Origin of the sequence: Bacterioplanes sanyensis (assembly GCF_014652515.1) — a bacterium.
GTDB classification, from domain to species: domain Bacteria; phylum Pseudomonadota; class Gammaproteobacteria; order Pseudomonadales; family Oceanobacteraceae; genus Bacterioplanes; species Bacterioplanes sanyensis.
Map to the genome: position 1 here is coordinate 69,531 of NZ_BMYY01000008.1, position 12,041 is coordinate 81,571.

The 12,041-nt window shown below is 55.6% G+C and carries 9 protein-coding genes; 6 read left to right on the forward strand and 3 right to left on the reverse strand.

The window, feature by feature from the left end; translation table 11 throughout:
- Positions 1-86 precede the first annotated feature (86 nt).
- The 4 genes from parC (at position 87) to mepK (ending at position 5,810) form a co-directional block, all read left to right on the forward strand.
- Positions 87-2,357 (forward strand): DNA topoisomerase IV subunit A, encoded by a 2,271-nt coding sequence (gene parC, locus IE090_RS12245; protein WP_189388676.1) that lies wholly within the window; start codon positions 87-89, stop codon positions 2,355-2,357.
- The gene (locus tag IE090_RS12250) at positions 2,348-3,094 is read left to right on the forward strand and encodes an NRDE family protein (protein WP_189388677.1); all 747 of its coding nucleotides are present in this window, start codon (positions 2,348-2,350) and stop codon (positions 3,092-3,094) included. The genes parC and IE090_RS12250 overlap by 10 nt, the downstream gene beginning before the upstream one ends.
- Before the next feature lie 182 nt (positions 3,095-3,276).
- A complete protein-coding gene (locus IE090_RS12255) occupies positions 3,277-5,067 on the forward strand; it encodes a L,D-transpeptidase family protein (protein ID WP_189388678.1) in 1,791 nt (596 codons plus the stop codon).
- A gap of 197 nt (positions 5,068-5,264) precedes the next feature.
- The gene (mepK, locus tag IE090_RS12260) at positions 5,265-5,810 is read left to right on the forward strand and encodes a peptidoglycan L,D-endopeptidase MepK (RefSeq protein WP_189388679.1); all 546 of its coding nucleotides are present in this window, start codon (positions 5,265-5,267) and stop codon (positions 5,808-5,810) included.
- Here the strand turns inward: mepK and ptsP are convergent.
- Together ptsP and rppH are read right to left on the reverse strand one after the other, a co-directional pair.
- Positions 5,807-8,101: a phosphoenolpyruvate--protein phosphotransferase gene (gene ptsP / locus IE090_RS12265; RefSeq protein WP_189388680.1), complete on the reverse strand. Its 2,295-nt coding sequence runs from the start codon at positions 8,099-8,101 to the stop codon at positions 5,807-5,809. The genes mepK and ptsP overlap by 4 nt on opposite strands.
- A gap of 56 nt (positions 8,102-8,157) precedes the next feature.
- Complete coding sequence (rppH, locus tag IE090_RS12270; protein WP_189388681.1) at positions 8,158-8,652, reverse strand: RNA pyrophosphohydrolase; 495 nt, start codon at positions 8,650-8,652, stop codon at positions 8,158-8,160.
- Positions 8,653-8,907: 255 nt separating this feature from the next.
- Here rppH and IE090_RS12275 point away from each other — a divergent pair, with 255 nt between their 5' ends.
- Positions 8,908-9,564: a histidinol-phosphatase gene (locus IE090_RS12275; protein WP_189388682.1), complete on the forward strand. Its 657-nt coding sequence runs from the start codon at positions 8,908-8,910 to the stop codon at positions 9,562-9,564.
- A gap of 3 nt (positions 9,565-9,567) precedes the next feature.
- The gene (locus tag IE090_RS12280) at positions 9,568-10,764 is read left to right on the forward strand and encodes an imelysin family protein (RefSeq protein ID WP_189388683.1); all 1,197 of its coding nucleotides are present in this window, start codon (positions 9,568-9,570) and stop codon (positions 10,762-10,764) included.
- Here the strand turns inward: IE090_RS12280 and IE090_RS12285 are convergent.
- Positions 10,761-11,957 carry a class I SAM-dependent rRNA methyltransferase gene (locus tag IE090_RS12285; RefSeq protein ID WP_189388684.1) on the reverse strand — a complete coding sequence of 399 codons (1,197 nt, stop codon included), beginning with the start codon at positions 11,955-11,957 and terminating at the stop codon, positions 10,761-10,763. The genes IE090_RS12280 and IE090_RS12285 overlap by 4 nt on opposite strands.
- Positions 11,958-12,041 lie beyond the last annotated feature (84 nt).

A 12,041-nucleotide genomic window follows, 5' to 3' on the forward strand; every position in this document is an offset into this window, starting at 1 on the left:
CGGCTATCCAGCCACCGGGTGGTTGTCGCTAGCCGGGCCGTCGGTCACAATCAGCATCTTTGCCAATACAAGTCAGCCGAGCGCTCATGACGGATCAGATCAGCTATACCGATGACGGCGTTGAACGCCAGTCGCTTCGCCAATACACCGAAAATGCCTACCTGAACTATTCCATGTACGTCATTCTGGATCGGGCCTTGCCGCACATAGGCGACGGCATGAAACCGGTGCAACGGCGTATTGTTTATGCCATGAGCGAGCTGGGGCTGAAAAATACCGCCAAGTACAAAAAGTCCGCTCGCACCGTGGGTGATGTCTTGGGTAAGTACCACCCACACGGCGACAGCGCTTGCTACGAAGCCATGGTGTTGATGGCACAGCCATTTTCTTATCGCTACCCATTGATCGATGGCCAAGGCAACTGGGGTGCCCCCGACGACCCGAAATCCTTCGCCGCCATGCGTTATACCGAGGCCAAGCTGTCGCCGTTTGCTGAGGTATTGCTGTCAGAACTGGGCCAAGGCACCGTCGATTGGCAGCCTAACTTTGACGGCACCATGAATGAGCCGGCAACGCTGCCCGCACGCCTGCCCACTGTGCTGCTCAATGGCACCACCGGCATCGCCGTGGGCATGGCAACGGATATTCCACCGCATAACGTGCGCGAAGTGGCCAGCGCCGCCATTCACTTGCTCGATGACCCCAGCGCCGACATCGACACCTTGTGCGAGCACATACTCGGCCCGGATTTCCCCACCGAAGCGGAAATCATCACCCCCAAAGAAGACATTCGAAAGCTCTATCGCAGCGGCCGCGGCTCGATCAAAATGCGAGCGGTATATGGCATTGAAGACGGTGAAATCGTGGTAACGGCCTTGCCGCATCAGGTCTCTGGGGCGCGCATTCTGGAGCAAATTGCGCAGCAAATGCAGGCCAAAAAACTGCCGTTGGTGACGGACCTGCGCGATGAATCCGACCACGAGAACCCCACTCGTCTGGTGATCGTGCCGAAGTCGAACCGCGTGGATTACGACGCCGTTATGGCGCACCTGTTTGCCACCACCGACCTGGAAAAAAATTACCGCGTTAACATGAACGTCATCGGCCTTGATGGCCGGCCGCAGGTGAAAGACCTGCACAGCATGCTCAGCGAGTGGCTGCAGTACCGCACCGAAACCGTGCGCAGACGCCTGCAGCATCGACTGGATAAAGTGCTGGCACGCCTGCACATTCTTGAGGGCATGCTGGTGGCCTTCCTCAACATTGATGAAGTCATCGACATCATTCGCAGCGAGGATGAGCCCAAGCCGGTATTGATGCAGCGCTTTGGCGTCACCGACATTCAAGCCGAAGCCATTTTAGAGCTGAAACTGCGCCACCTGGCCAAGCTCGAAGAGATGAAAATTCGCGGCGAGCAAGACGAGCTGGAAAAAGAACGCGACAAGTTAGAAAAAACCCTGGGCTCAGAGCGCCGTCTGAAAACCCTGATCAAAAAAGAACTGGCCGCCGACGCCGAGCAATATGGCGACGATCGTCGCTCACCGTTAGTCGTGCGTGGCGAGGCCAAAGCCTTTAGCGAAACCGATCTGCTGTCAGCGGACCCAATTACCGTGGTGCTATCAGAGAAAGGTTGGGTGCGTGCTGCCAAAGGCCATGATATTGACGCTGCCAGCCTTAACTACAAAGCCGGTGATGGCTACCTCGCCTGCGCTCGTGGTCGTAGCAACCAAAACGCCATGTTTATCGACTCCAGTGGCCGCGCCTACAGCCTAGCTGGGCATTCTTTGCCATCGGCGCGAGGCCAGGGCGAGCCGCTTACCGGCCGCTTGAACCCACCCTCTGGCAGCGAGTTTTTATCGGTGCTGATGGGCAACGACCAAGATCATTATTTGCTGTGCACCGATGCAGGCTACGGTTTCATTGCTCACATCAGCGATATGTTCAGTAAAAACAAAGCCGGTAAGTCACTGCTAACGGTGCCCACCAACGCTCAGGTACTGACTCCGGCCCAGGTGGCTGACCCAGCCCATCAATGGATTGCCGTGGTCTCCAACGAAGGGCGCTTGCTGGTCTTCCCCGCTGCCGACTTGCCATTGATGGCTCGCGGCAAAGGCAACAAGATGATTAACATCAGTAGTGCCCGCGCCTCCGCTCGCGAGGAGTTAATGATCGCCGCTGTGGCCTTCAGTGAACAAGACACCTTGCTGGTTCAGGCTGGCAAGCGTCATATGAAGCTTAAGTTTGCAGATTTAGAGCATTACCAAGGCGAGCGCGGCCGTCGCGGTAATAAGCTGCCACGCGGCTTCCAAAATGTTGATGCCATGAGCGTGCTGTCGAGCGATGATGGATGTGCCTGATCGTCTTTGATTGGCAGCCAGGCCAGCAACTGCGCCTGGCCGCCAATCGCGATGAGTTTTATCAGCGCCCCACCGCCCCAATGCATGTGTGGCCAACCGAGCCGCCCATATTAGCCGGCAAAGATTTAGACCAAGGCGGTAGCTGGCTGGGCATCAGCCAAACCGGCCGCATCGCCATGCTGACCAACGTACGCCAACCCGGGCAAGGCCGAGATGCTCGGCAATCGCGGGGGGCGCTGGTCACCGACTTTTTGCTATCAACGTTGCCGGCTGACGACTATTTGCAAAGCCTTGCCCCCAACGACTACGGCCCCTTTAACCTTATCTGCGGCACATTAGATGCGCTCTGGTATCTGAGTAACTGCTCCTCTCGGCCAGCTCAGCGCATCTCGGCAGGCGTTCATGTGTTAAGCAATGCCGCGTTGGATACACCTTGGCCTAAAGCCGAGCTAGCGCGTCAGCAACTGGCAGATTGCCAAGCTGAACTGCCGCTGGGCATTCTCAATCAGCGCCAGCCTTTTGCCGATGAGCAATTGCCCAATACCGGGGTGCCAGCAGAGCTGGAAAAACAGCTATCGGCGCAGCACATTCACATTGCCGGATCGTATGGCACCCGCTGCCAGACGGCCATACATTGGCGTGGCCAGCAGTTACAGATGGCCGAGCAAAGTTTCAATAGCGATGCGCAACCCGACGTTGCTTGTCATTGGCGCTGGCAGCTACAGGAAGATGGATGATGTTTTTTGGGCTGCTGATATTGGATTGTTGAGAACAGTTACGCGAACAAATGCGTAACCCCCTGATACACATAGAAAACTCAAAAAGAATAAAAATATCAGTTGCATTCAATTACAAAATTCTTCCGACCAGCCACCTTTTAGCACCACACTTTTTCCTATCTGAGTCCATACTAAATGGCATGGAAACTCAGTACACGGAACAGCGCCGCCCGCGCCACGCCATTCGCGCCACAGGCATCATAGCCTTGGTGTGCATGGCATTGCTGTTCGCCGCGCTGGCTGCCAGCATCAATACCAAGCCCTATATGCCGCCCACCGTGGCTCAGCGCTATATGGAGCATTGGCTGATTGAGTCCTCTCGCCAGGTCGCGGGCGAAGTGCGTCTCAAGCATGTGCGCGCCATTGAACCCTTCTATTTGCGCCGCGACTATCAACCTGTGTGGATGGACAGCTTCGAAATCACCGAAGCCGGACGCGAGCTGCTGCAAGCCTTGCGTGAAACCGCCGCCGACGACTGGCGCAACTACGGTTATGAGCTGCCCGTGCTTGAGCGCGAAGCCAGCCGGTTATCCAACATTCCCAAGCAAGCAACGGCAGTTGAAGTGTTGCTCACCGACGCCTTTGTTACCTACGCCAAACAAGTGTTGAATTCGGAACTGCTGCCCGACTTAAATGAAGGCGATCACCCGATTCGCAAGGTCGCCAACAACGACAGCCTAGGCAGAGCTCAAATCAGCGAAGAACGCATTATTGAGTTGCTACACGAGTCTATTGATCGTGGCCAGCTAGAGCACTTAGTGGAACAACTTACGCCTTCTCATCCTGGCTATTTGAAATTGCGTGGAGAGTTGAATCGCTATCGTGATATCGCCAGTTCCGGCCGTTGGCAACCATTGCCTGAGGATATGTTGCTGCAGCCTGGCGACCAGCATCGGCATGTACCACAACTGCGCTGGATGCTATCTCAGTATGGCGACCTGAAAAAAGGCGCCCTCGCCTGGCTGTTCCGTGAAAAAACCGAGTTGACCGAACAGCCTGCGGCCGAAGATCAAATAGATTTGTCATTGCCTCAGTTCAACTATGACGAAGCCTTGCAAGAAGCCGTACAGCATTTCCAACAACGCCACAAGCTGCCTACAACGGGCGAGTTGGATGCAGCGACACTGGCCGCTTTGAATGTGCCCCCGCATCAGGTGGCGCAACGGATTGCCCACAATATGAAGCGCTGGCGCCATCTACCCGAGCGTTTAGGCCAGCGCCACGTAATGGTCAATATGGCTGATTTCAGGTTGCAGCTTATCGACGGCGACACCACAGAGCTGGATATGAAAGTCATCATTGGTAACAACCAGCGTCGCACTCCCGTTATGGCGCAGAGCATCAGTACCTTGGAATTGGCACCGACTTGGTCAGTACCGCGTCGTATTGCCGTCACCAGTTTGCTACCTAAGATTCGTCGCAATCCGGATTATTTGCGTCAGAAGGGCTATCAAATCATCGGCCGCGTCGATGGTGTGGATAAGTTTATCTCTCCGGATGATGTCGATTGGTCGCGCTTGAGCGCCAACTATTTTCCTTATCGCCTGATCCAAAAGGCCGGTGACGATAACGCTCTGGGTACCATCAAGTTCTTGTTCCCTAATGATCGCGATATCTACTTACATGACACCTCGCAGCCAGAGCTGTTTAATTTGGATAAGCGTGCCCTCAGCTCAGGCTGCGTGCGGGTCGAGCAACCTCGTCTGCTCGCTGAAAAACTCTTGCGGGGCCAGCAAGGCTGGAACCGCCACGCCATCGACAGTGCCATCGAGCAAACCCGCACTACCCGTATTCGACTACAGGAGGAAGTCCCAGTGTATCTAATGTATTGGACCACTTGGGTTGATGAGCAGGGCGTCTTACAAGTGCGCGATGATGTGTATAAGCGTGACCTAATCGCGGGCCAAGCGCCGGTGAATCCAGAGGCTTGACCCCACAGCGCCCCCCCCTCAATAAGCGCGGCTACATTGTAACGATTGCTTTGGTGGTGTTTCTGTAACTTCAGGCGTCCCTCTCCTGCCTTACTTGTCTTTCAAAAATCCACTGTGCGCTAGTTCCGGTTTGCACCTAGTACTTTTGGCATACTCGGCGCGAATTTGATCACAATTTAACCACAGGCATTTTAATCATGATCAGTCGTCGTCGTTTGCTGGCGCAAGCCGGCTGCCTTTCGGCCGCCACGCTCGTTGGAACTGGTTTCTCTTTTTCGGCACACGCTGCTGCTGGCGAGCGTACTTTGCGCCTCTATAACATCCATACCGGCGAGTTTCTCAACACCACCTTTTGGGCTGATGGCCAATACATAGACGATGAACTACAGAACCTAGACCTGCTGGTGCGCGACCATCGCGCCAATGAAGCCATTGCCATGCAGCGTGAGCTGTACCAGCGTTTGTACGATTTGCAGCAACTGTTTAACGCCAGTGAGCCTATGTATGTGATTTCTGGCTATCGCGCGCCCAGCACCAATCATTCGATGCGCCAAGCATCCAATGGTGTGGCTGAGGGCAGCCTGCACATGCAAGGTAAAGCCATTGATATTCGCATCCCTGGTGTATCTCACCGTCATTTGCACAAGGCTGCATTAGCGATGCAAGCGGGTGGCGTCGGTTACTACCCAAGTGACGGCTTTGTTCATATCGATACTGGCCGAGTGCGGCGCTGGCGCGCTTAACGCGGCCCTTCGCTGCCGCCAGGGCTGATAATGCGAGCAAAGCCGGCTTTTTCCAGCGACAGCTGAATGGTCGATACGATGATGGGGGCGCTATCGATTTGCATGACTTCATCCAGCAAGGATTGCGCCCAGCTACGGCTGATGCCACGCAACACGGACTTTACTTTGGGCAAGTTGGTGGCATTCATCGACAGCATGTCGTAGCCCATCGCCAGCAATAACACAGCACCGTGCGGGCTACCTGCCATTTCACCGCAGACGCTGACCGGCGTATCACTGGCCTTGGCATCACGAGCAATCATATTGAGTGCGTTCAAAACCGCCGGGTGAAACGCCTGATAGAGATCGGCAACGCGCGGGTTGTTGCGATCCACCGCCAGCAAATACTGGGTCAGGTCGTTACTGCCCACAGATAAAAAGTCGACCCGTGCCGCCAGCTCTCGAATCTGATACACGGCTGCAGGGACTTCGACCATCACTCCGACGTCTGGCATCACAATATCGAAACCTTCCTCAAGTAGCTCGGCATGGGCTCGATAGATCAGGTGCAAGGCTTCATCCACTTCATTCACACTGCTGATCATCGGCAGCATGATGCGCAGGTTATCCAGCCCCTCACTGGCTTTCAGCATGGCGCGAATCTGTACCAGAAAAATCTCTGGATGATCTAAGGTCACGCGAATACCACGCCAGCCCAGAAACGGGTTGGCTTCTTCAATCGGAAAGTAGGTCAGGGATTTATCCCCGCCAATGTCCAGCGTGCGCATGGTCACCGGACTGGGGGCAAAGGTCTTTAGCTGCTGGTGATAAATTTTCTGTTGCTCTGCTTCCGACGGGAAGCGGTCTTTCATCATAAACGGCACTTCGGTGCGGTACAGGCCCACGCCTTCAGCGCCGCGCTCAAGGCTGCGCACCGCATCCGTGATTAAGCCCGTGTTTACCCACAGTGGGATCCGATGGCCATCAATGGTCTCTGCAGGCTCGTCTTTCAGCTCCAGCAAATCCTGCTGCAGGGCCTGCTCTTCTTCAAAAATCGCTTGGTACTGCTCAGTTAACTCTTCACTGGGGTTAGAAAACAGCTGGCCGCGGTAACCGTCAACAATTAGGCGACGCCCATTGAGTTTGCCGTAGGGCAAGTCCACCACCCCCATGACGGTAGGGATGCCCATGGCGCGCGCCAAAATGGCCACATGCGAGTTAGAAGAGCCTTTGACCGAAACAAGGCCGCGTAACTTTTCCGCCGGCACCTCGGCCAGCATGGCTGGCGTCAGTTCTTCACTCACCAAAATGGTGTCTTGCGGCAAAGCATCCACATCCAGCTGACTGCTGTTGCCTTCCAAATGCGCCAGAATGCGCGTGCCTAAATCGCGAATATCCGTTGCGCGCTCACGCAGGTAGACGTCTTCCATCACTTGAAAATGGCCGACGTAATCCATCACCACTTGGCGCAAAGCACCTGCAGCCCAGTTGTTACTGTCGATGATGCGCTGGCGCACTTCGGCACCCAACGCGTTGTCATCCAGCATATTGAGGTACACATCGAAGAGTGCCATCTCTTCCGGTCTTAGCTCTCCGCTGAGTTGCTCACCGAGTTGGCGAATTTCCTCTCGCGCTTCGTTTAACGCATGGTCAAAGCGCAGTACCTCGGCATCAACGGAATCCGGCTCTTTATCGACGACGGTACTGAGATCAGCCGCTGGGGTAATGACCCAGCCGATGCCCAGCCCAACACCGGGCGCCCCCGGTGCGCCGGCAAAGCGCGCACTGCGACGACGCTCACCGGTTTGGTTGTGCAACTCAAGAATATCGCCAGTGGCTTCGGCGTGGGCAATGACCCCGGCCAGCTGAGCCGACATAGTGACCAAAAATGCTTCTTCACCCTGGTCGAACTGACGACTCTGGCGTTGCTGCACCACCAATACGCCCATCAGGCGTTTATGGTGAATAATAGGAACACCAAGAAACGAGTTAAACGGCGACTCACCGGTTTCTGATACGAAGTGGAAGTTAGGGTGCGCTGGCGCGTTGTCGATGTTCAACGGCTCTTCCCGCATGCCTACCAGAGCCACCAAGCCCTGCGACGTGGCCAGCCGCACCCGACCGACGGCTTTCTTATTCAGGCCTTCGGTGGCCATCAATACATATTCTTTGCTGTCTGCATCGTAAAGATAAACCGAGCACACCTCAGTTTGCATTGCCGCCCGGATACGCGCCACCACGATATCCAAAGCCTGATTGAGGTTGGCGGCGGTGCTGACTTCCTGAACAATACGACGCAGAATATCCAGCATAAACCTTACCTTTGTTAGTGGCGCTAGGGCCTGTTCAACTCATGCCAGCAGACCCACTAGCCATGATGCCGGCGTTGTAGCCGAGCCACTCGGGGTGCCAGCTCCGCCAGTGCACTGCGGTAAACGTCGCGTTTGAACGACACCACCTGACCCAGTGGATACCAGTAACTCACCCACTGCCAGCCATCAAACTCCGGCTTGGCTGTGGCGCGCACATCCACGCGTTCATCACTGCTTAGCAAACGCAGCAAATACCATTTTTGTTTTTGCCCGACACACACGGGTCGGCTGTCTTGTCGAACCATGCGCCGTGGCAGGCGATAACGCAGCCAACCGCGGGTACAGCCCAGAATTTTGACATCCTCTGGCTGCAGTCCGACCTCCTCTGCCAACTCCCTGTACAGCGCTTTCTCTGGCGATTCCCCTTTTTTTATGCCGCCCTGTGGAAACTGCCAAGCATCCTGCCCCACACGGCGGGCCCATAAAACCTGGCCGGCATCATTGCAAATGATGATGCCAACGTTCGGGCGGTACCCTTGATCGTCAATCACACTGTTTTCCAATTCTTTGTCTTGGCTTCAACCTTGCCGATTTACCGCCAAAGGTCAAGCACCAGTGTCAGACTAAGCCGCTCAGTGCCAGTTAGAATCTAAGCTTTTATTGAAGATGACTTTATAAAACCAAGCCTTATAAAGAAAGTTAGCAGAAGGCGTTCAATCTTGCTGCAGCGAGCAGCGTTCAGACCTGTCAGAGCGCAGCGTTTGCGCTACTATGTGCGGCCGATACTGATGCAGGAGAGACGCCTCGTGGCTTTGGCGATTTTTGATCTTGACCACACCCTGTTAAACGGCGACAGCGATCATGCCTGGGGGCAATATCTCGTCGACCGCCAACTGGTTGCTGCCGAAGAACACCAGCGCCGTAATGATGAATTCTATCAGCAGTATCAGGCCGGCACTCTGGATATTGACGCCTACCTGGCCTTTGCCTTAGAGCCCTTAACCCGCTACCCACGCGCCGTCATGGAAGCAGAGCGCGAGCAATTTTTGCAGCAGCGCATCTTGCCCATGATCAGCGCCAAGAGCCGCGAGCTGATCGCCGAGCACCAGCAGCGCGGCGATCGCTTGTTGATCATTACTGCCACTAACGGATTTGTGACCTATCCGATAGCCGAAATGCTCGGTATCGCAGATATTATCGCTCCACAGCCAGAGCTTGCAGGCAACGACTACACCGGTCGCATTGTGGGTATTCCCAGCTTTCAGCAAGGTAAGGTGACGCGCCTGCAACAGTGGTTGGAGCAACACCAGCTGACGCTCAAGGGCAGCTACTTTTACAGTGATTCTCATAACGACCTGCCATTGTTGCGCGAAGTCGAGCATCCGGTTGCCGTCGACCCAGATCCAACACTGTTGCAAGTGGCGCAGCAGCAAGGCTGGAAAATTATCAGTTTAAGGGACTGACTCATGAACAAACGCTGGGCCATTGGCATTTGCCTGGCATTGCTGACAGCTTGCAATCAGGCGCCGCCACCGGCACCAGCGCCCTCCTCCAACCTCAGTGATGCCCAGTCCGATATCGTCTCCGACAGCTTGCAGGCGCATGGCTCGGCATTGCGCGCGGACATCGGCCTAGCCGCCTATACGCAGTGGTCGCAGGCCAGTCAAAGCGCACAAAAGCTGGACGCCAGTCTGGCCAGTTTTTTGTACCAACCGGACGATGACAGCCTGACCTTGGCACGCAACGCTTGGCGCCGCGCCTACAGCGATTACCTCAAGGCTTTGGTACTGACTCACTTACCGCTGAGCGATCCGCCGGAGTGGCGACGCCAGCAATTGCACTTGCCACGTTTATTGGAACGCCTCGACAGCTGGCCGATTGAGCCTGGCTACATTGATTATCTGCCGGGCTACCCGTTTAGTGGCATCGTCAATGACCTGGCACTGGAGCTGAGTAGCAGTAGCTTGTTGGACCAACACGGCTTCTCGGATCCGAGCTACGCCAGCTTAGGCTATCACCCGTTAGAATTTATGTTATGGGGCAGTGACGGCACGCGTTCAGCGAAAGATTTTCTGGCGCGAGAAAATACCGCCCCCATCATCTTACCGGCAGAAAGTGACGGCCATAACGCAGTAGAACAGAGCGGCGTTCAAAACCACCATCGGCGCCGCGATTATCTGCGCTTGGTGAGCGAGCAACTACAAAAAGATTTACAGCGCATTCAACGGCGCTGGCAGCCCAGCGAGGGGTACTATGCTCAAGCATTGCAAAACAGCGAGCCCCAGCAAGTACTCTACGCTGTGTTAACGGCAGCCCAATCGCTGGTGTCCGATGAGCTGCTGCAACGACGCTTAAACCAGCACAGCAGCAGCTTTTCCATGACCAGCTTGGATGATGTGCAAGCCTTAAGCGACGGCCTGTTTCACCTGCTGATTCCCACGGATGCCCAATATTCTGGGCTGATCCCGGTATTGCCCGATGCGCTGCTGCAGCAGTGGCAAGCCTCTCAGCAGCGCATTAACGATTTGCTACTGCAATGGCGCAGTGGCCAGCTGTTGTCTGAGGATGCGCGTCAGCAGCTACGTGAAAGCTTCATCACACTGCTGTCGTTGCTGCAGCAAAGCGCCGACAGCCAAGGCCTGACGTTGCCGCGCGCGGGTTAGCGCGTCGGCAATACCCGCGCGAACACGGCTTTTAAGTAGCGCGTTTCTGGTACCGCTGGCAATACCGGGTGATCAGCCCCCTGACTGCCGATGTGCTGCAGCAATACCTCACGATCCAGTTCACGACCAACCAGGCGCAACAAATCCGGCAGACGGTCTTCGCCCAAGTTCATCGAACACGAACCTGACACCAACATGCCGTCTTTTTGCAGCAAGCGCATGGCCAGTTGATTCAACCGTCGGTAGGCTTGCTCGCCGGCTTTGATGTCCTTGCGACGCGGTATCAGCGCCGGCGGGTCGACCACGACAATATCAAAGCGCTCGCCTTCATCGCGCAGCTGTTTGAGCGCCTCAAAGGCGTCGCCCTGCCAGCAATGCAACTGATCGCTGACGTCATTGAGCGCCGCATTTTGCTCGACCCAGTCCAACGCCCGGGCCGATGCATCAACACAATGGACCTCCGCAGCGCCGTGACGAGCGGCTTGCACCCCCCAACCGCCGATGTAACTGAACACGTCCAACACCCGCTTGCCCGCCACCAAGCCATTGAGGCGGGCTCGGTTGTCGCGATGATCGTAAAACCAACCGGTTTTCTGCCCTTCAATAACGGGCGCCATAAAGCGGGTATCGTTTTCGATCAAGGGTGCACAGTTATCCTGCAACTCGCCCTTCACCACGGTCACGTATTCATCCAAGCCCAAACTGGCGCGCAGTTTGCCGTCGTTTTTCAACACAATGGCGCTGGGTTTGGCGACCTGATCAACCGCAGCGACGATGTCGTCACGCATCAGCTCCATACCTTCACTGGAAATCTGAATCACCACCACATCGCCAAAGCGGTCGATCACCAGACCAGGTAGGGCATCGCTGTCGCCGTACACCCAGCGATAACACTGATGCGGGTACCACAGCTCGCGACTGCTTAACGCAACGTTCAAGCGATGCACCAACCACGAACGATCCAGTACTTGACCGGCATCGCGGCTGAACAAGCGCGCGCAAATCAACTGCTGCGGGCTCACCAACGCAACGCCTAAAGTCTGACCACTGGCACTTTCGACCACCACCTGTTGGCCCGGCGTGAGGGTTTTGAGCGGCGTTTGTGCGATGTCGACCTCATTGCTGTAGACCCAGCAATGACCGCCTTTGATTCGTTTATCCGCCTTCGGTTTGAGGCGCAGCAGTGCTGTCATTCTAGGTCTCCAACATGGTTACAAAAAAAGACCGCCATTATACGCATTCACTGATTTTGCTCACCCCACCATGCTGATGCCATT